The sequence below is a fragment of the Rhodoplanes elegans genome (assembly GCF_016653355.1).
Classification (GTDB): Bacteria; Pseudomonadota; Alphaproteobacteria; order Rhizobiales; family Xanthobacteraceae; genus Rhodoplanes; species Rhodoplanes elegans.
On the sequence record NZ_NHSK01000253.1, the window covers coordinates 1 to 22254 of the forward strand.

16 protein-coding genes and 1 pseudogene are annotated in these 22254 nt (G+C 70.8%); 6 read left to right on the forward strand and 11 right to left on the reverse strand.

Features of this window, described 5'->3' with window-relative positions; genetic code table 11:
- Nucleotides 1–769 (forward strand): FxLYD domain-containing protein (locus CCR97_RS27415; RefSeq protein WP_201160064.1); only part of this gene is annotated, 769 nt, incomplete at its 5' end.
- A gap of 130 nt (nucleotides 770–899) precedes the next feature.
- Nucleotides 900–1334, forward strand: a complete 435-nt coding sequence (locus CCR97_RS27420) for a response regulator (protein WP_111360674.1) — start codon at nucleotides 900–902, stop codon at nucleotides 1332–1334.
- Nucleotides 1335–1497: 163 nt separating this feature from the next.
- Here CCR97_RS27420 and CCR97_RS27425 read toward each other — a convergent pair whose 3' ends face one another.
- From CCR97_RS27425 to ubiE, 8 genes are all read right to left on the reverse strand, one after another.
- Nucleotides 1498–2247 carry a nucleotidyltransferase family protein gene (locus tag CCR97_RS27425; protein WP_201160065.1) on the reverse strand — a complete coding sequence of 250 codons (750 nt, stop codon included), beginning with the start codon at nucleotides 2245–2247 and terminating at the stop codon, nucleotides 1498–1500.
- Nucleotides 2248–2567: 320 nt separating this feature from the next.
- Nucleotides 2568–2882: a PilZ domain-containing protein gene (locus CCR97_RS27430; protein ID WP_111357700.1), complete on the reverse strand. Its 315-nt coding sequence runs from the start codon at nucleotides 2880–2882 to the stop codon at nucleotides 2568–2570.
- 114 nt (nucleotides 2883–2996) lie between these two features.
- The gene (gene tsaE / locus CCR97_RS27435; protein ID WP_201160066.1) at nucleotides 2997–4544 is read right to left on the reverse strand and encodes a tRNA (adenosine(37)-N6)-threonylcarbamoyltransferase complex ATPase subunit type 1 TsaE; all 1548 of its coding nucleotides are present in this window, start codon (nucleotides 4542–4544) and stop codon (nucleotides 2997–2999) included.
- Between the two features lie 52 nt (nucleotides 4545–4596).
- Nucleotides 4597–7035: a sensor histidine kinase gene (locus CCR97_RS27440; protein ID WP_244670705.1), complete on the reverse strand. Its 2439-nt coding sequence runs from the start codon at nucleotides 7033–7035 to the stop codon at nucleotides 4597–4599.
- 509 nt (nucleotides 7036–7544) lie between these two features.
- Nucleotides 7545–8012, reverse strand: coding sequence for a dUTP diphosphatase (dut, locus tag CCR97_RS27445; protein ID WP_111357703.1), 468 nt, complete (start codon nucleotides 8010–8012; stop codon nucleotides 7545–7547).
- Nucleotides 8009–9244 carry a bifunctional phosphopantothenoylcysteine decarboxylase/phosphopantothenate--cysteine ligase CoaBC gene (coaBC, locus tag CCR97_RS27450; RefSeq protein WP_111357704.1) on the reverse strand — a complete coding sequence of 412 codons (1236 nt, stop codon included), beginning with the start codon at nucleotides 9242–9244 and terminating at the stop codon, nucleotides 8009–8011. The genes dut and coaBC overlap by 4 nt, the downstream gene beginning before the upstream one ends.
- A 181-nt stretch (nucleotides 9245–9425) precedes the next feature.
- Nucleotides 9426–10991 (reverse strand): 2-polyprenylphenol 6-hydroxylase, encoded by a 1566-nt coding sequence (gene ubiB / locus CCR97_RS27455; protein ID WP_111357705.1) that lies wholly within the window; start codon nucleotides 10989–10991, stop codon nucleotides 9426–9428.
- A 140-nt stretch (nucleotides 10992–11131) separates the two neighbouring features.
- Nucleotides 11132–11911 carry a bifunctional demethylmenaquinone methyltransferase/2-methoxy-6-polyprenyl-1,4-benzoquinol methylase UbiE gene (gene ubiE / locus CCR97_RS27460; protein WP_111357706.1) on the reverse strand — a complete coding sequence of 260 codons (780 nt, stop codon included), beginning with the start codon at nucleotides 11909–11911 and terminating at the stop codon, nucleotides 11132–11134.
- A 352-nt stretch (nucleotides 11912–12263) separates the two neighbouring features.
- Between ubiE and mutM the strand changes: the two genes are divergently transcribed.
- Together mutM and CCR97_RS27470 are read left to right on the forward strand one after the other, a co-directional pair.
- Nucleotides 12264–13148, forward strand: a complete 885-nt coding sequence (mutM, locus tag CCR97_RS27465) for a bifunctional DNA-formamidopyrimidine glycosylase/DNA-(apurinic or apyrimidinic site) lyase (protein ID WP_111357708.1) — start codon at nucleotides 12264–12266, stop codon at nucleotides 13146–13148.
- A 45-nt stretch (nucleotides 13149–13193) separates the two neighbouring features.
- On the forward strand, nucleotides 13194–14072 hold the full coding sequence (locus CCR97_RS27470) for a DMT family transporter (protein ID WP_170145871.1): 879 nt from the start codon (nucleotides 13194–13196) through the stop codon (nucleotides 14070–14072).
- 255 nt (nucleotides 14073–14327) lie between these two features.
- Here the strand turns inward: CCR97_RS27470 and hisS are convergent, their stop codons facing one another.
- Nucleotides 14328–15857, reverse strand: a complete 1530-nt coding sequence (gene hisS / locus CCR97_RS27475; protein WP_111360113.1) for a histidine--tRNA ligase — start codon at nucleotides 15855–15857, stop codon at nucleotides 14328–14330.
- Between the two features lie 264 nt (nucleotides 15858–16121).
- Here hisS and aptA point away from each other — a divergent pair, with 264 nt between their 5' ends.
- Together aptA and CCR97_RS27485 are read left to right on the forward strand one after the other, a co-directional pair.
- A complete protein-coding gene (gene aptA, locus CCR97_RS27480) occupies nucleotides 16122–17474 on the forward strand; it encodes an omega-aminotransferase AptA (RefSeq protein WP_111360114.1) in 1353 nt (450 codons plus the stop codon).
- Between the two features lie 244 nt (nucleotides 17475–17718).
- Complete coding sequence (locus CCR97_RS27485) at nucleotides 17719–19314, forward strand: glycosyltransferase family 39 protein (protein WP_111360133.1); 1596 nt, start codon at nucleotides 17719–17721, stop codon at nucleotides 19312–19314.
- 187 nt (nucleotides 19315–19501) lie between these two features.
- On the opposite strand, the gene CCR97_RS27490 is transcribed toward CCR97_RS27485, so the two are convergent.
- Nucleotides 19502–20686, reverse strand: a complete 1185-nt coding sequence (locus tag CCR97_RS27490) for a peptidoglycan DD-metalloendopeptidase family protein (protein ID WP_245429219.1) — start codon at nucleotides 20684–20686, stop codon at nucleotides 19502–19504.
- Between the two features lie 655 nt (nucleotides 20687–21341).
- A pseudogene (gene bcp, locus CCR97_RS27495) lies at nucleotides 21342–21800 on the reverse strand (thioredoxin-dependent thiol peroxidase); the annotation flags it as partial.
- Nucleotides 21801–22254 lie beyond the last annotated feature (454 nt).

The window sequence follows — 22254 nt, forward strand, 5'->3', positions numbered from 1 at the left end:
CCCCGCCCTCGCGACCACGTCGGCGGGCGACCCCGGCTGGGCCGGCGGAACCGGCCCGACGAGCGTCGACGCGCCGGCCGCGACTCCCGCCGCGGCGGAGGCCGAGGACGACGGCTGGCCCGACGATCTGATGCCCCCGAAGCCGGCCGCCGCGGCCGAGCCGGAGCCCGAGTTTTCGGCCGCCGCCGTCGAGGACGCGCCCTCGGTGGTGCCCGACACCGACCCCTTCACCCTGCCCGAGGGACCGACCCGCGACTGGGACGCCGAGTTCGAGGCGGCCGAAGCGCGGAGAATCGCCCGCGAGCAGGCCAAGCCCCAGGCCAAGCGGCGCTTCGCCCTCCCGAAGCCGAGCTGGGCGACCGTGTCGCTCGCCCTCCTGGTGGTGATCGGCGCCATCCTGGGCTGGCGGGCCGACGTGGTGCGGGCGCTGCCGCAGACCGGCGGCCTGTTCGCCGCGATCGGCCTGCCCGTCAATCTGCGCGGGCTGGCCTTCGACGCCGTCAAGGTCCAGGCCGACGTCTCCGACAAGGTGCCGGTGGTGATCGTCGAGGGCGTCGTCGTCAACGTTTCCAAGGTGCGCATCGACGTGCCGCGCCTGCGCTTCGCCATGCGGGGCCAGAACGGCGCCGAGACCCACACCTGGACGGCGCTGCCCCAGAAGCCGAGCCTGGCGCCGGGCGAATCGCAGCCCTTCCGCACCCGTCTCGCCTCGCCGCCGGCCGACAGCCGCGAGGTGTTCGTGCGGTTCTTCAACCGGCGCGACCTCTGAGGCCCGCCGACCGCCGCGGTGCCCCCGGACCGGCGCCCGGACGGAGCGCCCGACACCTCGGAGCGCGACGACTCGACGACACGCCGTCGCGCTTCGATACTGACGAATCGATTGTGAACACGAGGACCCGGTGGCCCGAATCCTGATCGCCGAAGACGAGGACACGCTCCGGACCCTGGTGGTGCGCGGCCTCACCCAGGAGGGACACGACGTGATCGCGGCCGCCGACGGCGCCGAGGCGCTCGACGTGCTCGGCCGCGAGGAGGGTCGTTTCGACCTGCTGCTGACCGACATCCGCATGCCGCTGATGGACGGCATCGCGCTCGCCCTCTCGGCGGCGCGGGACTATCCGGATCTGATCATCCTCCTGATGACCGCCTATGCGGACCAGCGCGAGCGGGCCCACGGGCTCGAGGCGCTGATCCACGACGTGATCACCAAGCCGTTCACGCTCGCCGAGCTGAAGGTCGCCGTCGGCGAGGCGCTGGCCTCGCGCGGCAAGGCCGCGACCGGCGAAGCACCGGACGGCGGGGTCTCGGACGGCGGGGGCGCGGGCGGCGCCTAGCAGGCCGTGGAAATCCCTCCTCGTCATTCCGGAAGCCGCGAAGCGGCGGTCCGGAATCCATATCCCCAGTCTGAATTGTTTTGGAAAGCGCAAAGGTTATGGGTTCCGGGCTCCGGCCTTCGGCCGGCCCCGGAACGACCGGAACCTGAATTTCGACGGCCTGCTAGGCCGCGCTCACCAGAATCGCCCGTTCGGCGGCGGCGATCGCCTCGGGCGTGCCGACATGCATCCACACGCCTTCGAGCCGCAGGCCGTACAGGCGGCCGGCCTCCTCGGCGCGGTCGAACAACGTGGTGAGCGGAAAGGCGCCGGCCGGCGCGTCGGCGAACAGGGCCGGCGACAGCAGCGAGACACCCGAATAGACGAACGGCACCACCTCGCGCTCGGCGCGCCGCTTGAGGCGGCCGTCGGCCGTCATCAGGTAGTCGCCGCGTCCCGCATAGCCGACGCTGGTCGAGGTGGCGGCGAGGAGCAGCAGCGCGTCCATCCGGGCCGGATCGAACATGCGGGCGAGCCAGTCGAGATTGGTCCGCACCCCGTCGATCCACAGCGTGTCGGCATTGACCAGGAAGAACGGCGCGTCGCCGAGCAGCGGCAGCGCCTTGACGATGCCGCCGCCGGTGCCGAGCAGCGTGTCGCGCTCGTCGGAGACGACGATGCGGGGGCGGGCGCGCCCGGCGAGGTGCTCCTCGATCTGGCCGGCGAAGAAATGCACGTTGACCACCACGGTCTCGACCCCGGCGCCGTCGAGACGGTCGAGCACGTGGTCGAGCAGGGGCTTGCCGCCCACCGGCACCAGCGGCTTCGGCAGCGTGTCGGTGAGGGGCCGCATGCGGGTGCCGAGACCGGCGGCCAGGACCATGGCGGTGCGGGGGGAAGCGGAGGGGGAAGCGGAAGCGACAGGAACGGACATCGGCGACCTCTCGGGGCCTCCTCTTGCACACGATTCTGGCGGCCGGCTCAACAGCAACCGAATCGCTGCGACCGCATGCCCAGGGTGCGTCGAGCGTGGCGCCACGGCATGGCGAGCCGATGACCCGGACGAGCCCCCGTGGGCTTCGTCTCGGCCCGGCGGAGGGCGGTTCATGCCGTCTTCGCGAGATGCCGGTCATTCCCGGGCGTGCGGAACGCGCGAACCCGGAATCCAGCGACTATCGCAGAGTGGTCGGCTGGAGTCCGGGTTCGCACCTGCGGTGCGCCCCGGAATGACCACGGCCTGATGGCCGACGCGGTTCACATCTCGAATTTCGGGCGCTTGCGCTCGCGGCGGGCTTTTTGGACGTTCTTGAGGAAGCGCACGCCGATCTGGTCGCCGTTCAGCCACACCCGCTCGCAGCGCCGGTGGGCATGGCCCCAGTTGGAGAGGACGAGGAAGAACTCGTCCAGGTTGATCTCCTCGGTGGAGCCGAACACAGTGAGCTTCGCCTCGGTGTCGGAGACGTCCTCCAGCAGCACCTCGCGCTGCCAGGTGCCGTCGATTCCCATGATGCGCGCGGCGTAGCCGTGCTCGAACTCGACGCGGTCGCCCGCCTTGCGCTCGGTGTTCATCCGTCCCGGTCCCGCTGGGTCACCGGGGGCCGACTATATTGCCGCAGACTTTCCAAGCTCTTACCGGGCGCCCGAGGGGCCCGGGTCGGCCGTCGGGTGGCGGCCGGTCGCGCGTCAGCCCGCGCCGCCGGGCGGCGGCGGCACATAGGCGCTGTACCAGGCCTTGAGCGGGGCGAGCGAGGGATGCGCCAGCGCCCGCTGCAGGTAGGTCATCACACGCGGCATGTGGCGCAGATACTGGGGCTTGCCGTCGCGCTTCTCGAGCCGCGCGAAGATGCCGAGGATCTTGGTCGCGCGCTGCGCCGCGACGGTGGCGTAGATCTGGGCGAACTGGCCGACGTCGAAGGCCGGCTCGTTGGCCCGGCGCGCCTTGGCGTAGCGGCCGAGAAGCTCGATCTCCAGCTCCTCCGGCACGGTGACGCGGGCGTCCTGCAGGAGCGAGGCGAGGTCGTAGGCGGCCGGTCCCATCACGGCGTCCTGGAAGTCGATGACGCCGACCCGCGCGATCCCGCTCCGCTCCGGCAGCCAGATCAGATTGGGCGAGTGGAAGTCGCGCAGCACCCAGGTCGACGGCTGCGCCAGCACCGGCTTGAGCGCGTCGCGCCAGAACGACAGGAAGGCGCTGCGCGCCGGGGTCGACGGCACGGCGGTGAGCCGCGGCAGGTACCAGTCGAGCAAGAGCTCGATCTCGATCAGGAAGGCGTCGAGATCGTAGTCGGGCAGCCGATAGGTGAGCTGCGGTGTCACCGGCAGCTCGGCCGGCAGCAGCATGTGGCCGTGCAGGGCGACCAGGAGGTCGACGGCGGCCCGGTAGCGCTCCTCGATCGGGGCGGGCGGGTCGCCGGCGACGACCGTCTCGTCGCCCAGATCCTCGACCAGCACGAAGCCTTCGGCGAGGTCGGCGGCGTAGACCTCGGGGGCCGAGAAGCCGAGCGTGCGCAGCGCGTCCGCCACCGCCACGAAGGCCTTCACGTCCTCGGACAGGTGGGCGATGGCGCTGTAGCTGCGGCCGTTGCGGATCGGCGGGCCGTCCGGGCGACGCGGCGCGTTCATCAGGAGAATGGTGCGGTCGGCGAGCTGCACCCGCTCGTAGGAGCGCGCCGAGGCGTCGCCGGCGAGGCGCTCGCGCCGCGCGTCGGCGACGCCGGCCTTCTCCAGGAAGCGCCGCAGATGCAGGATGCGCTCGACCCGGCCGGCGAGCCGGCCGTGTCCGGCGACATGGGCGACGCGGGTGTCCTCGCCCTGGTCCGGCCGCAGCCGCAGCTCGATCTCCAGCCGATCCTCGGCGACCAGGCCCGGCGCCCGGTCGGGCCACTCGATCAGCACCACGGCGTCGGACGGAATCTCGGCGAGGCCGAGCTCGGCCAGGTCGTCCTCGCTCTGCAGCCGGTAGAAGTCGGCATGCATCAGGGTGAAGCGCGCCATCTCGTAGCTCTGGACGAGCGTGAAGGTCGGGCTCGGGACGTCGAGCTCGGGATCGTCGGCGAGATGGCGGATGAGGGCGCGGGCGAGCGTCGTCTTGCCGGCGCCGAGGTCGCCCGAGAGCATCACCACGTCGCCGGGGTCGAGCGTGGTGGCGAGGTCGGCGGCGAACCGGCGGGTCGCCTCCTCGTCGGCCAGGGTCAGCGTGATCGGCGTGCTGCCGGGCCGGACGGGTTCCATGGACGGGTGTCGGTCTCTTCCGGGGTGTGTCCCGGCGTGTCGTCCGGGGCGTTCACTCGGCGGCGCTGCGGGCCGCCGTGGTCACGAGAGGGAAAATACACATCACCGTGGTGCCCTGTCCAATCGCGCTGTCGATCCGCACCGTGCCGCCGTGCAGCTCGACGAAGGAGCGGACGATCGACAGGCCGAGGCCGGCGCCCCGGTGGTCGGAGCCGCGCGGGTCGCTCTCGAACCAGTCGAACACCTTGTCGGTTAGCTCCGGCGGGATCCCGGGACCTTCGTCCATCACCGAGAACACCACCGCCTCCGAGGTGCGCTCCGCGCCGAGCACGACGCGGCCGCCGGGCGGTGAGAAGCCGATCGCGTTGGAGAGCAGGTTGAACAGCACCTGCCGCAGCCGCCGACCGTCGGCCGTGAAGCCGCCGATGCCGGGCTGGGCGCGCAGCTCCAGCACCAGGTCGTTCTGCACGATGCGGTCCTGCACGCCCTCCGCCGCCGCCTCCATGGTGGCGCGGATGTCGACGTCGCCGAGATTGAGCGTCATGGCGCCGGCGTCGATCGTCGCGAGGTCGAGGATGTTGTTGATGATGGCGAGCAGCGCGTTGGTCGAGACCGTGATGTAGCCGAGATACTCGGACTGCTTCTCGTTGAGCGGCCCGGTCGAGGAGTCGCCGAGGAAGTGGGCGAAACCGATGATGTTGGTGAGCGGCGAGCGCAGCTCGTAGGAGACGTGGTGGACGAAGTCGAGCTTCAGCTCGTCGGCGGCGACCAGCGCCTCGTTGCGCTCGAGCAGGGCGCGCTCGACGTTCACCGAGTCGGTCACGTCGTGGAACGTGACGAGCGTCGCGCCGTCCGGCAGCGGCACGGTGGCGAAGTCCATCACGCAGCCGTCGCTGCGCTCGATCCGGCCGCTCGTTGTGTCGCGCTTGTCGAGCCCGGTGACGGCGGCGCGCAGCCGGTGCCAGGTCGCCTCGTCGCGATAGAGCGGCCGGCACATCTCGATCACGCTCTCGACATGCGGACGGCTGGCGAGCAGGTCGGGCGCGAGCTTCCAGCTGGTCGCAAAGGCCGGGTTGAACAGCCGCAGGCGGCCGTCGCTGCCGTAGACCGAGACCGCCTCGGCGAGGTTGTCGAGCGTCTCGCCCTGGACCCGGGTCAGCGCATCGGCGCGACGCTCGAGCTCCAGCCGCTCGGTGATGTCGGTGAACAGATAGGTGACGCCGCCTTCCGGGTTCGGCGTGGTGACCACGCGCAGCGTGCGGCGGTCCGGCAGGTGCCACTCGTGGGTCTCGCTCTCGGTCGACGTGTAGGCCCGGTGCAGGTTGGTCTTCCACAGGCGGAAGTCCTGCTGCTCGGGCAGCCGGCGCGCCGCCCGCAGGCGGTCGAGCACGGCCGAGTCGCTCGGCGCCTCGGCGAGGTAGTCGGGCTCGAGATCCCACAGCGTCCGGTACGCCGCGTTGTAGAAGGTCAGGCGGCGGTCGGCGCCGAACACGGCGACGCCGGTGGCGAGGTGGTCGAAGGTGCGGCGGTGGCCGGCCTTGATGTGGTCGAGCTCGCTGCGCAGCCGCTCCGCCTCGGTGGCGTCGATGGCGACGCCGACGCGTCCCTGCGCGACCGGCAGCTCCAGCACGTCGAGGCTGCGGCGGGCGCCGGCCATGATCGCGGTGACGCGGCCCGCATAGCCGCTGCCGGTGTCGAGCGTGCGGGAGATCGCCTCGCGCTCGGCGCGGCCGAGCAGCTCGACATGCCGGGCGACCGCGGTCGCCGGGTCGCTCGCCTCGACGGCACGGGCATAGGCGGCGTTGACCAGCACCAGCTGGCCGGCCGTGTCGCGCATCCACACCGGCGCCGGCAGCATCTCGACCAGGCTGCGCAGGGCGTCCGCCTCGTTCTGCAGCTTCTGGCAGCGCACGCTCGACTCGGCGAGGTCGCGCTTGATGCCGGTGACGTTGCGCAGCTTCATCACGGCGAAGCCGCCGATCGGACGGCCTTCGGCCTCGACGTGGCGGCCCTGGATCGTGGTGAGGAGCAGCGCGAAGGACTCGCCCTTGACGCGCAGCCGCTCGATCGCGTCGCCTAGCGCCCGGGCGAGCTCGGGGCTCAGCCACTGGTCGTAGGCGAGGATGTCGTGCGGGGCGAGCGTCGGGGCGATGAACGAGACCTCGCCGATCACCTCCGGCTCGCCGAAGCCGGCGGTCCAGACGACGAGCACCTGCGGCTCCGACATCAGGAGCGCGGCGAGGCGATCGATGTCGGAATGCAGCCCGGCGATGGTGGCGCGGGCGACCTGCTGCTCGGCGGCGGCGCGCCCGCGCGTCCGCAGAAGCGCGATCGCGGTGACGACCGCGAAGGCGACGACGCCGATCAGCAGCGCGAGCGCCGCCAGCTCCTGGGCGCCGAGCCGCGTCGCGAGCGGCGCGCCGTCGAGGAGCCCGGCGGCGGCGGCGTGATCCGCGCCGAGGAGCAGGGCTGCGATCGAGATCGCGGACAAAGGCGTCGCCGGGCGGAGGGTCTCGATCGAGTCGACGAGGAAGAGGACGACCGCGGGGCCGCGCCGGTGCAACGGACGACGGCCTCGGCTTCTCGTCGCGCCCTCGTCCCGCATCGCCTTCTCACCCCTTCGGTTCCGATCCGCATCGGCCGGACCGGCCCGATCGACTCGTCAATGCGCCGCGCTCGCCCGAGAAGGCGTGCGGCATGCTCGGTTTTTTGGGACGCGGAAACTTAACCCCCCGGCGCCGGGGGACACGCCCCGCCGCCGCCCCGCGACGGGCCGCTCGGAGGCGGCGTCGCGAATCGCTGATCAATGTGCCTCAACGCGAGTCGCGCCGGAAGAGTCCAGAGAGTGAACGTGGGGGCAGGGGGGTGAAATTCCGCCATGCCGGTTCGGTGGGTGACACCCGAACCATCACCCGATGGTCGCGGCCCACGGATCAGCCGGGTCGATGACGTTTTTTCAGCGCGTGCCGGATGCACCGGTCGGCGCGCCGCGTGCGTCTATCAGCGCGCACCGTGCAGGCCGGTGGAGCCGAAGCCGCCGGCGCCGCGCGCCGTCTCGTCCAGCGTCTCGGACAAGCGAACATCGACATGCAGCACGGGCGCGATCACCAACTGGGCGATGCGGCTGCCGCGGGCCACCTCGAACGGCGCATCGCCGAAATTGGCGAGGATCACCTGCACCTCGCCGCGATAGTCGGCGTCGATCGTGCCCGGCGTGTTGAGCACCGTGACGCCGTGGCGGGCAGCGAGGCCGGAGCGCGGCCGCACCTGGCCCTCGGTGCCGGGCGGCAGCGCGATCACGAGCCCGGTCGGGATCAGCGCGCGGCGGCCCGGCGCGATCGTCACGGGCGCGTCGGCCGGCACGGCGGCGAGGAGATCGAGGCCGGCCGCGGCGTCGCTCTGATAGGCCGGCAGCGGCAGGTCGGCGCCGTGCGGCAGCCGCACGACGCGAAGCTCTCGAATGCTCATGCGGGATCCTTCAGGGCGGCGGCGATGCGCGCGACGAGGGCGCGCGCGACCGCGTCCTTCGACTGCACGGGCCAGGAGTCGACGCCGTCCGTCGTGACCAGATGCACGCTGTTGCGGTCGCCGCCCATCACGCCGCCGGCGATGCCGCTGTCGGCCGAGACGTCGTTGGCGACGATCCAGTCGCAGCCTTTTCGCGCCAGCTTGTCACGCGCGTTCGCCAGCACGTTCTCGGTCTCGGCCGCGAAGCCGACGACGAGGCGCGGACGACCCGGCGTGCGCGTCGCGATCGTCTTCAGGATGTCGGGGTTCTCGACCAGCGCGAGCTGCGGCGTGCCGGCCGCGCCCTTCTTGATCTTCTGCGCGCCGGCGGTCGCGACCCGCCAGTCGGCGACGGCGGCCGCGAACACGGCGGCGTCGACCGGCAGCGCCGCCTCGGCGGCGGCCAGCATGTCCCGGGCGCTTTCCACATGCACGACGGTCACACCCGGCGGGTCGGCGAGCGTCACCGGGCCGGAGATCAGCGTCACGGCGGCGCCGGCCGCGGCGGCCGCGGCCGCGATGGCGTGCCCCTGCTTGCCGGACGAGCGGTTGGCGATGTAGCGCACCGGGTCGATCGGCTCGTGGGTCGGCCCGGAGGTGACGAGCAGGGTCTTGCCGGCGAGCGGCCGGCTCGTGGGATCGCCCGCCGCGAGCAGCCGCTCGGCGGCGGCGACGATCTCCAGCGGCTCGGCCATGCGGCCGACGCCGGCCTCGTTCCTCTCCGCCATCTCGCCGGCGTTCGGCCCGACCATCGCGATCCCGTCGGCGACGAGCTGGGCGACGTTGCGCCGGGTCGCCTTCGCGCCCCACATCACCGGGTTCATGGCGGGGGCGATCAGGACCGGCCTGTCGGTGGCGAGCAGCACCGTGGAGGCGAGGTCGTCGGCGTGGCCGCCGGCCATCTTGGCCATCAGGTTGGCGGTCGCCGGGGCGACGACGACGAGGTCGCACTCGCGGGCGAGCCGGATGTGGCCGACGTCGAACTCGGTCTTGGCGTCGAACAGATCCGTCCAGGCCGGCTCGCCGGCGAGCGCCCCGGCCGACAGCGGCGTGACGAACTCGGTCGCCGAGCGGGTCATCACGACGCGCACCGAGGCGCCGCGCTCGCGAAAACGGCGGATCAGGTCGAGCGCCTTGTAGGCGGCGATGCCGCCGCTGATGACCAGGAGGATTTTTTTGGAGGCGAGGGTCATGAGGATCGGGAGTCGCCGATTGTGAGAAGCTCTCCATCGTCATGGCCGGGCGCGTCCCGGCCATCCACGTCTTTTGCGGCCCGCGCCGCACCGTGGATGCCCGGCACAAGACCGGGCATGATGGACGTCGGTGTGCGGCGCGACCGTAGCACCCGCCGAACGCCGATCAAAATCGCCGCCGTCACCGCCACAGGTTAAGCAGCAGCAGCACGGCGATGACCCACAGGGCGACCGTGGTGCCGCGGTTGCGGCGGGCCTCGGCCTCGCAGATGCCGGCGACCGTCTCGGGCGCGAGCAGGATGCCGTCACGGGTGGCGACGTCGATCTGGGCCGACAGCCGCGCGGCGCGCGACAGCAGCGTCGGCATCGCGCCGAGGAAGCGGCCGACCTCGCCGACGCCCTCGACCGCCCCTTCGACCCGGCCGGCCGGCCCGAGATGGCGCTCCAGCCAGGCGCGCACGACGGGCTCGGCCGTCGTCCACATGTCGAGCTTGGGATCGAGCATGCGGCCGACGCCCTCGACCACCACCATGGTCTTCTGCAGCAGCAGCAGCTCGGGCCGCGTCTTCATGTCGAACAGCGCCGTCACCTCGAACAGCAAGGTGAGCAGCTTCGCCATCGAGATGTCCTCGGCGCTGCGGTTGTGGATCGGCTCGCCGATCGCCCGGATCGCCTGGGTGAACTCGTCGATCGACTGGCTCGCCGGCACGTAGCCGGCCTCGAAATGCACCTCGGCGGCGCGCCGGTAGTTGCGGCTGATGAAGCCGTAGAGGATTTCCGCGAGGAAGCGCCGCTCGTTCTCGGTGAGCCGGCCCATGATGCCGAAATCGACCGCGACGAGGCGCCCGGCCTCGTCGACGAACAGATTCCCCGGGTGCATGTCGGCGTGGAAGAAGCCGTCGCGCACCGCGTGGCGCAGGAAGCTCTGGATGACGGTGCGGCCGAGCTTCGGAAGATCGAGGCCGCGGCGCTCCAGCGCGGCCCGGTCGGACAGCGGCGTACCGTCGATCCACTCGGTGGTCAGCACGTTGTGGGCGGTCAGGTCCCACTCGACCTGCGGCACCCGGAAATCCGGATCGTCCTTGATGTTGTCGGCCATCTCCGAGGCGGCCGCCGCCTCCAGGCGGAGATCCATCTCCACCGTCACGGAGCGGGCGAGCGTCGCCACCACCTGCTCGAGCCGCAGCCGCCGCGCTTCGGCGGAGAACTTTTCCGCGAGCCGGGCGGCGAAGAAGAACGCCTGGATGTCGGCGCGCAGGTCCTTCTCGATGCCGGGCCGCAGGACTTTTACGGCGACCGAGCGCCGGCCGTCCGGCGTGTCGATCTCGGCGCGATGCACCTGCGCCACCGAGGCGGCGGCGAGCGGCGGGCCGAAGGTCGCGAACATCGTATGCACGGGCCGCCCCAGCGCCCGCTCGATCGCCGCCTCCGCCTGGTCGTGCGGGAACGGCGGCATCTTGTCCTGGAGCTTCTCCAGATCGGTGGCGATCGCCTGCCCGACGACGTCCGGCCGGGTCGCCAGGAACTGGCCGAGCTTGACGTAGCTGGGCCCGAGCTTGCCCAGCGCCGTGGAGAGCCGCGCCGCGCCCGAGGCGCTGGTCGGCCGCTCCAGCAGGCGGGCGAGCTTGATGCCGATCTGCGCCGCCGCGGGCAGCGGCTCGGGATCGACGAGCGCGAAGACGCCCTCGCGGGCCAGCACGAAACCGGCGCGGGCGAGGCGGATCAGATGGGAGAAGGGAGGGATCATTCCGAATTACCGTTGGATCGGCCCGGCCACGGCGTCATTGCCGGGCTCGACCCGGCAATCCATCGTGTCGCAACAATCCTTTTCGAGGATGGATGCGCGGGTCGAGCCCGCGCATGACGTGCTGCGGCGGTCGCCGTGCCTCACAGCCGCCAGCCGGAATGCAGCGCCACGATGCCACCCGACATCATGCGGACGTCGACGCGGCGGAAGCCGGCGTCGGAAATCATCCGGGCGAAGGTCTGCGGCTTCGGGAACTTTCGGATCGACTCGACCAGGTACTGGTAGGCGTCGGCGTCGCCCGCCACCATGCTGCCGATGCGCGGGATGACGTTGAACGAGTAGAGGTCGTAGATCCGGTCGAGGCCCGGGATGTCGACGGTCGAGAATTCCAGGCACTGGAAGCGGCTGCCGGGCTTCAGCACCCGGTAGGCCTCCTTCAGCGCCAATTCGATGCGCGGCACGTTGCGGATGCCGAAGGCGATCGTGTAGGCGTCGAAGCTCTTGTCCGGGAACGGCAGGCTTTCCGCGTTGCCCTCGACGAACTCCACCACGTCGTCGACGCCGCGCTGGAACGCCCGCTCGCGGCCGACCTCCAGCATGTCGGTGTTGATGTCGCACACGGTCGCCCGGGTGCCGGCGCCGCCCGCCGCGACGGTGCGGAACGAGATGTCGCCGGTGCCGCCGGCGACGTCCAGGAGGTGGAACGGCCGGTCGCTCTTCGGCGGGTTGACGCCGGTGACCAGCACGTCCTTCCAGGCGCGGTGCAGGCCGGCCGACATCAGGTCGTTCATCAGGTCGTAGCGGCGCGCCACGGTGTGGAACACGTCGTCCACCAGGGCCTGCTTCTCGGCCAGCGGAACGGTGCGGAATCCGAAATGGGTGTCTTGCGAAGGACTCTTTTGGGAATGATCGGTCGGCATGATGTCGGACGGTCTCGCGTTTTGCGGGGCGGACCATAGAGCATTTTCCGGCGAAGTGGACCCCGGTTCGCCGGGGAAAAATGCGACCAGAAGAGCCGGAACACGGTCCGATTCGATCGGAACGTGTTCTGGTGCGCGTCGACCGGGGGCGCTATCTCTCGGGTCATGTCCCCGCTGTCCCGTTTTGTTCCCTTCGATCGCGATCACGGGTCGCCCCGGTCTCCGCTCGTCCCCGCGCAAGCGGGGACCCAGGGGCGACACGGGACGGCGCCCTGGATCCCCGCCTTCGCGGGGATGAGCGGAGGTTTCGGCGCCGCGCTCGCGACCTCCGGCCCGCCCGACGAGCGGCCCCATGCCTGAGCTGCCCGAGGTCGAGACCGTCCGACGCGGGCTGGCGCCGGCCATGGAGGGGGCGCGGTTCGTCGCCGTCGAGGTGCGGCGGCCGGATCTGCGCCGGCCCTTTCCCAACGACTTTCGCGGGCGGTTGGAGGGCGCGACCGTCCGGGCGCTCCGACGTCGTGCGAAATACCTGCTCGCGGATCTGTCGACGGGCGACGTGCTCCTGATGCATCTCGGCATGTCGGGCTCGTTCCGGGTGGAGCTTGCGCAAGGCGCGAGCCTAGCCCCCGGCGCCTACTATCACGCGCGCTCGGAAAACCTCGCGCACGACCATGTGGTGTTCTCCATGTCGTCGGGCGCCCGGCTGGTCTTCAACGATCCGCGCCGGTTCGGGCTGATGCTGCTGGTGCCGGCCGCGGAGCTCGCCGAGCACCCGCTGATGCGCGAGGTCGGGCCGGAGCCGCTCGACCCCGGCTTCGACGCCGCCCGGCTCGCCATGGCGCTCGCCGGCAAGGCGGCGCCCCTGAAGGCGGCGCTGCTCGACCAGACCGTGGTGGCCGGGCTCGGCAACATCTATGTCTGCGAGGCCCTGCACCTCGCCCACCTGTCGCCGCGGCGGAAGGCCGGGACGCTCGTCGCCCGCGGCGGCGTGCCGACGCCGCGGCTCGTCGCCCTCGTCGAGGCCATCAAGGCGGTGCTGGCCGACGCGATCGAGGCCGGCGGCTCGTCGCTGCGCGACCATCGCCAGACCGACGGCACGCTCGGCCTGTTCCAGCACCGCTTCCGGGTCTACGACCGCGAGGGCGAGGCCTGCGCCACGCCCGGTTGCGCAGGGCGGATCCGCCGCATCGTGCAGTCGGGACGCTCGACCTTCTTCTGCCCGGTGTGCCAGAAGTAGCCCGCGCCCGCCTTCCGGGAGGCGGAGCGCACCGTGCGAGGTTCCGTGAACTCCCCCTCATCGACCATCGGCCGCAAGCTGTTCGACTACGGCCCGGGCCTCACCGCCGCGGTGGCGTTCGCCGGCGCCGACGTGCTCACCAAGCTCGGCCTGATGGCCGGCTCCGACGTGATCACGCTGGCGACGACGCGCTCGATCCTCGGCATCGGCCTCACCGCGCTGTGGATCGCGCTCGGGCCGACGCCTCAGCCGCTGACTCGCGACGAGCGCCGCACCGCCTACGGCATGGGGGTGCTCTACGCCGGCATCATCTTCTTTATCTTCAAGGCCATCGAGCTCTTGACCGTGCCAATGGCGATCCTGGTCTATTTCAGCTACCCGCTGGTCACCGGCATGGTCGGCGCCGCGCTCGGGCTCGACAAGCTCGGCTGGCGCGGCCTTCTCGCCGCCGTGACGGCGTTTTGCGGCCTCGCCCTGATGATCGGCGCCTCGCCGTCCGACCTGTCGATCGCCGGGCTTCTCTGCACCATGGTGGCGATGGCCTGCCGGGTCGCCGTGCTGATCGTCAGCCGGCAGCGGCTGATGAAGGCCGACGCGCGGCTCTCCACCTGGTACTCCGCCATCGCGACCGCGGTGCTGTTCTGCGGCGGCTCGCTCGCCACGCTCCACTTCGTGCCGCCCGTCGTGACCATCGGCTGGCTGTGGATCGTGCTGCTCGGGGTGACGACGACCACGGGCGTCGCCGTGATCTTCATCTCGACGACCCGCATCGGCCCGTTCCGCACCGCGTTGACCATGAACCTGGAGCCGCTGCTCGCGACGCTGCTGAGCGCGGCGTTCCTGGGCGAGGTGTTCTCCCCCGTCCAGGCCCTCGGCGCCGCCATCATGATCGCGTCGCTGTTCGCGTTCCAGCTCAGACGGTGAGTCTGGCGCGCTTCGTAGGGTGGGCAAAGGCGCGCCGCAGGCGCGTCGTGCCCACCGCGTTCGGCATCTCGTTCGTGCGGACCGCGTGGGCACGCCGCTTCGCGGCTTTGCCCACCCTACGACCGACTCATGCCTCGTCATGGCCGGGCTCGTCCCGGCCATCCACGTCTTCGGGGGGCCGCGACGCTGCAAGCGCGTGGATGGCCGGGACGAGGCCGGCCATGACGGCTCACGAGATCGCAGCGAACCGCTCGCTTATCCCCACGTCACATCGTGACGCGCCAGCACCTCGCGGACGGCGTCGACGAGCTTGTCCTCTGCAACGGCGAACTGAGCCGGCCGGCTCTCGCGCCACTCCTGGTTCGAGGCGATGGCTGCGGCGGCCTTGGCGCCCTCGATCAGATCCTTGATCTGCACCTGACCGGCGGCCTTCTCGTCGGAGCCCTGGATCACCACGCACGGGCTCTTCCGGCGGTCCGCGTATTTGAGCTGGTTGCCCATGTTCTTCGGATTGCCGAGATAGAGCTCGGACCTGATCCCGGCGGCGCGCAGCGTCGCGACCATTTTCTGGTAGTCGGCGAGGCGACTCTTGTCGAACACCGTGACCACGACCGGTCCGGGCGCCGGCGTCGCATCGATCTGTCCGATCAGCTGCAACGCGGCCTGAAGGCGCGACACGCCGATGGAAAAGCCGGTCGCCGGCACCGGCTCGCCACGGAAGCGCGAGACGAGCCCGTCATACCGCCCGCCGCCGCCGACCGAGCCGAACCGCACCGGCCGGCCCTTCTCGTCCTTGGTGTCGAGCAGCAGCTCCACCTCGAAGACCGGGCCGGTGTAGTACTCCAGACCGCGGACGACGGAGGGGTCGATGCGGATGCGGTCCGGGCCATAGCCAGATTGACGGACGAGTTCTTCGATATGCAACAGCTCGAAATGTCCGACTTTCTTCAGCTCCAGGCCGCTTTCTACGAGCCCCGAACGGGTTGATGACATTGTCGAGGAGAATTCACCCTCGGCGTACTCGACAGAGAAGTCCAGAACAGCATCGATCTGGTCGGGCTCCAGCCCGGCTCCCTTGGTGAAATCGCCTTTGCCTTCTTCGCCACCGTCCCAACGTCCCGGGCCAAGGAGCTTTCGGACCTCATCCGGTGGAAACTTGTCCAGCTTGTCGATCGCCCGCAGCACCGTCAGCCGACGCCCGGCGTTCTCGTCGCCGCCGAGGCCGATCGCCTCCAGTACGCCATCCAAAACCTTTCGGTTGTTCACCTTCACCACATAGGAGCCGCGCGGAATCCCGAGCGCCTCCATCGTGTCGGCGGCCATCATGCAGATCTCGGCATCTGCCGCGGCGGACGTCGTGGCGGATGTCCCCACCGTATCGGCGTCGAACTGCATGAACTGGCGGAAGCGGCCGGGGCCGGGCTTCTCGTTGCGGAACACCCAGCCGAACCGGTAGCTCCGATAGGGCAGGGCGATGTGCTGAAAATTCTCGGCGACGTGGCGGGCGAGCGGCGCGGTGAGGTCGTAGCGCAGGCTCAGCCACTGCTCGTCGTCGTCCTGGAACGAGAACACGCCCTCGTTCGGCCGGTCCTGGTCGGGCAGAAACTTGCCGAGCGCGTCCGTGTACTCGATCGCCGGGGTCTCGACCGGCTCGAAGCCGTACAGCTCGTACACGGCCCGGATCTTGTCGATCATCGTCTGCGTGGCGGCGATGTCGCCGGGGCCGCGGTCGGCGAGGCCGCGCGGCAGCCGCGCCTTGAGCTTGCTCTTCTTGTCGGTGGCCATGATCGAGTCCGGATCGGGAACGCACGGGAGGCCCGGCTCTCCGCCGCTCGTCCCCGCGAAGGCGGGGACCCAGGGGCCACACGGTCCGGGGCCCTGGATTCCCGCTTGCGCGGGAATGAGCGGAGAATAGGGCCGGCCGTCGATAGCCCACGGGGCCGCCCCCGGCAAGCCGTTCCGCTGGCCGGCAAATCCGGCTAGGGTCCGCGCCGCCGGGCGGACCGGGTCCGCCCGGGCCCCTCCCGGCCGTCGAAGGAGCTTTTGGCCATGCCGGTCGTCCCGAAGACCCCCGCGAGCGCCGCCGCGGGCGTGCCCAACGATCTCGCGCCCTACTGGATGCCGTTCACGGCCAACCGGGCGTTCAAGCAATCGCCGCGGCTCGTCGTGCGGGCCAAGGGCATGCGGGTCGAGACGGTCGACGGCCGGACCCTGATCGACGCCATCGCCGGCATGTGGTGCTGCAACGCCGGCCACAACCGCGAGTCTATCGTCGCGGCGATCCAGCGCCAGGCGGCCGAGCTCGACTACGTCACGGCGTTCCAGCACGGCCACCCGGGCGCCTTCGAGCTGGCCTCGCGCATCGCCGCGCTGGCGCCGGCCGATCTCGACCACGTGTTCTTCTGCAACTCGGGCTCCGAGGCGGTCGACACCGCGCTGAAGATCGCGCTCGCGTACCACAACATCCGCGGACAGGGCGCGAGAACCCGGCTGATCGGCCGCGAGCGCGGCTATCATGGCGTCGGCTTCGGCGGCATCTCGGTCGGCGGCATCGTGCCCAACCGAAAAATGTTCGGCACATTGCTGGCCGGCGTCGATCACCTGCCGACGACGTACAATCGTGAGCAGCAGGCCTTCACCAAGGGCGAGCCGGAGTGGGGCGCGCATCTCGCCGACGAATTGGAGCGCATCGTCGGCCTGCACGACGCCTCGACCATCGCGGCCGTGATCGTCGAGCCGATGGCGGGCTCGACCGGCGTGCTGCCGGCGCCCAAGGGCTACCTCCAGCGGCTGCGCCAGATCTGCGACAGGCACGGCCTCCTGTTGATCTTCGACGAGGTGATCACCGGCTTCGGGCGGCTCGGGCCGTGCTTCGCGGCGGAGCGCTACGGCGTCGTGCCCGACATGATCACGTTCGCGAAGGGGGTCACGTCCGGCACCGTGCCGATGGGCGGCGTGATCGTGCGCCGGGGAATCTACGATGCGTTCATGACCGGTCCCGAGCACGCCGTGGAGCTGTTTCACGGCTACACCTACTCGGCGCATCCGCTCGCCTGCGCGGCCGGCCTCGCGACCCTCGATCTCTACCGCGACGAGGATCTGTTCGCCCGGAGTGCCGGGCTGGAAGGAAAATTCGCCGATGCCGTGATGAGCCTGAAGGGCCTGCCCAACGTGCTCGACATCCGCACCGTCGGGCTCGCGGCCGGCATCGACCTCGCACCGCATCCGGACGGGCCGGGCCGGCGCGGCTACGCCGCCATGGACGAGGGCTTCTTCGGCCAGGACGCCATCGTGCGCGTCTCCGGCGACACCATCGCCCTGTCGCCGTCCCTGATCGTGACCGAGGACGAGATCGGCGAGATCGTCGACAAGACGGCGCGGATCATTCGGGCGGTGGGATGAGGGTCGTCGTGGTCCACGGCACGGCGCCGTCTTTCCTTCTCCCCGCGCGCGGGGAGAAGGTGGCTCGCCGCGAAGAGGGGAGCCGGATGAGGGGGCGCGCCAGCATGCGACTCTCCTCCGTCATGGCCGGGCTCGTCCCGGCCATCCACGTCTTCGTCGCAGCCGATGTCATGCGGCCTGCGGCCGCTTCGTGGATGGCCGGCACAAGGCCGGCCATGACGAGTCAGAATTCTCAAGGTGGCCCATGAGCAAGCGTACCGGTCTCGCCGGCCTCGTCGATTACGCGCGGCGCGAGCCGTTCGAGGTGCTGCTGATCGTCCTGGTCGGCCACGTGCTGGTGTGGACGCTGATGCCGGCGCTCCTCAACGCCAACCTGCAGCTCGACCTCGCCGAGGATCTGGCGCTCGGCCGCGAGTGGCAGCTCGTCTACTGGAAGCACCCGCCGCTGCCGTGGTGGATCGCCGCCGGGCTCTATCAGCTCACCGGCGACGTGCGGATGATCTACGTGCTCGGCCCGCTCGCCTCCGCCGTGGCGATGTGGGCCGTGTGGCGGCTCGGGAAGGACATCGTCGGCGGCTTCCCGGCGCTGCTCGCCGTGCTGGCGCTCGAAGGCCTGCACTTCTTCAATTTTTCGGTGATCAAGTTCGCGCACGACCAGTGCCAGCTCCCGTTCTGGGCGCTGACCATGCTGTTCTTCCACCGCGCCCTCACCCGTGAGGAGACGCGCGCGCGTCTGATGAGCTGGGCGCTCGCCGGCATATTTCTGGCGCTGTCGTTCTGGTCCAAATACGCCGCCTTCGCGCTCGCCGCGACGCTCGGCCTGTTCCTGCTCGTCGACCGCGACGCGCGCCACGCCTGGAAGACACCCGGCCCGTACGTGATGGCGCTCGCCTTCGCGCTGGTTATCGCCCCCAACGCCTGGGCGCTGGTCGCGAGCGACTTCCTGCCGTTCCGCTATGTCGACGCGCGCGCCAAGACCGCGGCGCAGTGGTGGCAGTTCGCCTGGTATCCGCTGCAATGGACGTTCGGGCAGCTCGGCTTTCTGCTGCCGACGCTCGCGCTGCTCGCGCTCCTCTATCCGCTGCGTCCCGCGGCGGCGGCGCAGAGGCCTCTCACGCTCGGCAACGTCGATCCGAACGTGATCAGTCCCGGCGCCTTCGACCGCCGCTTCCTCGCCTGGATGGCGCTCGGCCCGTTCGCCGTCACGACGCTGGTCGCGATCCTGCTCGGCCGCCTGCCGGTCGCCATGTGGGGCTATCCGCTGTGGAGCGTGCTGCCGCTCGCGGTGATCGCCTGGCGCGGCGTCGGGTTCGAGGACGTCCGGCTGATCCGCTTCGCGCTCGGCATCGTCGCCGTGCTGGTGATCATGCCGCTCGCCTATGTGCTGACCGAGGAGGTCGAGCCGATGCTGCGCGACCGGCCGAAGGCGACGCAGTTCCCGGGCCGGCGCCTCGCCGACATCGTCACCCGCGACTTCTTCGAGAAGACCGGCCAGCCGCTCGCCTACGTCACCGGCACCGAGTTCGCCGCCAACAATGTCGCGGTCTACGGGCCGACCCGGCCGCACGTGATCGTCCACGGCGACCCCGGGCTCAGCCCGTGGATCGACATGGCCGACGTGAAGAAGCGCGGCGTCTTGATCGTGTGGGAGCCGCAGGGCGAGGGGCTGGTGCCGGAGTGGATGAAGACGTTCCCGGGCGCCACGGTGCGGGGCCGCATGACGCTGCCGCGCCAGGCCCGCGGCAAGGTCGCGCCGGTGGTCCTGCAGTACGCCATCGTGCCGCCCGAAGGCGCGCCGCTCATCATCCTGCCGCCCGGCACGGTGCCGCCGCCGAGATGATTTCTACCCAGGGCGTGGAAGCCCTCTCCTGGTCATTCCGGAAGCCGCGAAGCGGCTGTCCGGAATCCATATCCCCTGTCGTTCTTGTTCGGAAAGACAGGGGCTATGGGGTCCGGGCTCCGGCCTTTGGCCGGCCCCGGAACGACGGAGATTCTGCTTTCGGGATCCGGTTTGGTCGATGCGCCGCTCAGAGCGCGCCGATGCGCAGGCCGGCGCGCAGGAATTTTTGGGGATCGACCGCCTCGCCGGAGACCCGGGTCTCGTAGTGGAGGTGCGGGCCGGTCGAGCGGCCGGTCGAGCCGAGGCGGCCGATGACCTGGCCGATCTTCACGCTCTGGCCCTGGCGGACGAGGATCTCGGACATGTGCGCATAGCGCGTCGTGAGCCCGTTGCCGTGCTCGATCTCGACCATCTTGCCGTAGCCGCCGTTCCAGGCGGCCGACACGACGGTGCCGTTGGCGGTGGCGCGGATCGGCTCGCCGACGCCGCCGCGGAAATCGAGGCCGGTGTGCATGGCCGGGCGGCCGAGGAACGGGTCGAGCCGCACGCCGAACGTCGAGGAGAAGTCGACGTCGCCGGCCACCGGCTTGCGGATCGGGATCGTCGCGAGCGTCCGGGTCAGCCGCTCGGCCTGCTCGCGGGCGAGGCGGACGCGCTGCACCTGGCGCTCGAACACCGGCTGCACCGAGGCGAGCCGGTACGGCACGAACGGGCCGCCCACGTCGCGCTCGGCGCGTCCGCCCGGAACGGCGCGCTCCAGCCCGAGATCGGCGAGCACGCCGCGGATGCGCTTCGCCTTCGTCTCGTAGGTCTCCTCCAGCGAGGCGAGCGAGGCAGTCTGTTTGCCCTCCAGGCGATCGAGCGCGCCGTGCAAGCGGGCGATCTTGCCTTCGATGCCGGGCAGCACGTTGCGGCTCGTCGCCGCCGCGAGCGTCGTCGGCGGCTGGCGCGACTCGAGCCGCGCCTGGCGGTCGGGCGGCGTCTTGAAGATCACAGTGTCGCTGATCGGCGAGGCCTTGGGCGTCGCCGGCTCGGCCGGGAGGCCGCGGCCGGGGGCCCGGATCGAACCCGTCACGTCGGACCCGGCGGCGGCGCCGGCATTGCCGATGCCGCCCAGCGCGCCGGCGCGGCTCTCGATCATGCTCTGGCGGCGGATCACCTGCTCGAGCTTTTGCTCGAACTGCTCCTGGTCGAGGAGCTGGCGGGTCGTCACCCGGTCGACCTGCGAGCGCATCTCGGCGATGCGGTCCTCGTAGGCGGCCTCGATCTCGGCCTGGCGCGCCACCATGCGGGCGACGACGTCGTCGTGGAAGGCGAAGTAGGTCGCCGTGACCACCGACCAGCCGGCCATGATGGTCAGCGTGCCGACCACGGTCCAGAAGGCGACCGGGCCGAGCCGGACCTGCCGGCGGCCGTAGCCGAACGTGAAGGGCTGCCGCTTCGGCGTCGCGGCCGCGTGCGCCGGCCGGCCGGATCGGGTCGCCGCAGCGGCGTGGGTCGCCGGGCGGGGCGCCGGATGCTGATGCGGAGGCTGATGCTGATGCGGGGCCTGATGCGAATGCGGCCGGGCGGCCGGCGCCGCGGCGGGCGCCGGACGGTGGGGCGGCTCCTCGGCCGGATGCGACCAGTCGGGCCGCCCGCGGCGGTGGTCGGCGCTCGCCGGATGCCCATGGTGCGCGCCGCGATGGGCGGCGATCAGCTCGGCATAGACCTCGGCGTTGCGATGATTCTGCTCGGTGTGGCGCGGCGTTGCGGCAAACGCCGTGGGATGATGCGCGCCGCGCTCGTGCGCCTCCCGGGGACGCTCGGCCGGGGCGCGGTCGTGGATCGACCGGTCACGCTGGCCGTGATCGTGTTGGGCCCGATGAGACATTCACGCTCCCTGCGGGCCGGCTTTGGTGCCGGTCCGGACGAGCCTCGAATGTCCCCCTGCATGGTAAAGAATTCCCAAACGAATCACGGCGATATCGCGGAATTTTCGATGTCCGCGAATCCCGCCGATACCGCCCGGTCCTCCTCCGGTCGGGCTAGAGCGCCTTCGCGGCCGCCAGCACCTCGTCGGCATGGCCGTCGACCTTCACGGCGGGCCAGACGCGGGCGATCCGGCCGTCCGGGCCGATCAGGACGGTGGTCCGGGTGATTCCCATGAAGGTTTTGCCGTACATGGACTTCTCGCCCCACACCCCGTAGGCCTCCAGCATCGCGTGAGTCTCGTCGGAGGCGAGCGGGATGGTCAGGGCGTGCTTCTTCACGAAGGCGTCCTGCTTCTTCACCGGGTCGGCCGAGACGCCGAGAATGTCGGTCTTCGCCTTGGCGAAGGCGGCCTTGGCGGCCGAGAAGGCCTGCGCCTCGCGGGTGCAGCCGGGGGTGTCGGCCTTGGGGTAGAAGTACAACACCAGCTTGCGGCCGGCGAAGTCGGACAGCGACACCTCGCCGCCGCCGTCGCGCGGCAGCCGGAAGTCGGGAGCGGGATCGCCTTCGCGCAGCTTCAAGGGCATATGCCTTCCTTTCGACGCTTTCGAAGCGCTCTCTGGCGGGTGGGGTTATCGGGAATAAGTCCCTGACTGAACGACCGATGTGTCGGGCGTCGCGTCCGCCTCGCCGGAACGTGCGAAGGGGCATTGTGCGGGTAGGAAACGGGGCCGTCCAGAACGCATGGCGGACAGGGATCTGAGTCCGAAACTCGCTGCCTTGCGCAGCCTGGAGGCGAGCCTGCATCTGCACAAGTGTGCGGAGGCCGCCCGGGCCCGCATTTGCGGCGACCGGTCCGACCAGGCCGCCGATCCGAGTTGCGCCGAGTCCATCCCCGCCGAATCCCGCCCCGTCGAGTCTTCCACGTCCGGTCCATCTCATTCTGCTCGCGCCGCGGCGTCGGCGGCTGGCCGATCGCGCGCCGGGAACCCGGTGACGGGCTGCGAGCGCCCCGGCCCGCAGCCGCTC

Excerpts from the sequence above, each read along its gene's own strand:
- tsaE (WP_201160066.1), bottom strand. The coding sequence starts at position 4,544 with ATGGAACCCGTCCGGCCCGGCAGCACGCCGATCACGCTGACCCTGGCC.
- aptA (WP_111360114.1), top strand. The coding sequence starts at position 16,122 with ATGCCGGTCGTCCCGAAGACCCCCGCGAGCGCCGCCGCGGGCGTGCCC.
- ubiE (WP_111357706.1), bottom strand. The coding sequence starts at position 11,911 with ATGCCGACCGATCATTCCCAAAAGAGTCCTTCGCAAGACACCCATTTC.
- CCR97_RS27430 (WP_111357700.1), bottom strand. The coding sequence starts at position 2,882 with ATGAACACCGAGCGCAAGGCGGGCGACCGCGTCGAGTTCGAGCACGGC.
- dut (WP_111357703.1), bottom strand. The coding sequence starts at position 8,012 with ATGAGCATTCGAGAGCTTCGCGTCGTGCGGCTGCCGCACGGCGCCGAC.
- hisS (WP_111360113.1), bottom strand. The coding sequence starts at position 15,857 with ATGGCCACCGACAAGAAGAGCAAGCTCAAGGCGCGGCTGCCGCGCGGC.
- mutM (WP_111357708.1), top strand. The coding sequence starts at position 12,264 with ATGCCTGAGCTGCCCGAGGTCGAGACCGTCCGACGCGGGCTGGCGCCG.
- CCR97_RS27425 (WP_201160065.1), bottom strand. The coding sequence starts at position 2,247 with ATGTCCGTTCCTGTCGCTTCCGCTTCCCCCTCCGCTTCCCCCCGCACC.
- CCR97_RS27485 (WP_111360133.1), top strand. The coding sequence starts at position 17,719 with ATGAGCAAGCGTACCGGTCTCGCCGGCCTCGTCGATTACGCGCGGCGC.
- coaBC (WP_111357704.1), bottom strand. The coding sequence starts at position 9,244 with ATGACCCTCGCCTCCAAAAAAATCCTCCTGGTCATCAGCGGCGGCATC.
- ubiB (WP_111357705.1), bottom strand. The coding sequence starts at position 10,991 with ATGATCCCTCCCTTCTCCCATCTGATCCGCCTCGCCCGCGCCGGTTTC.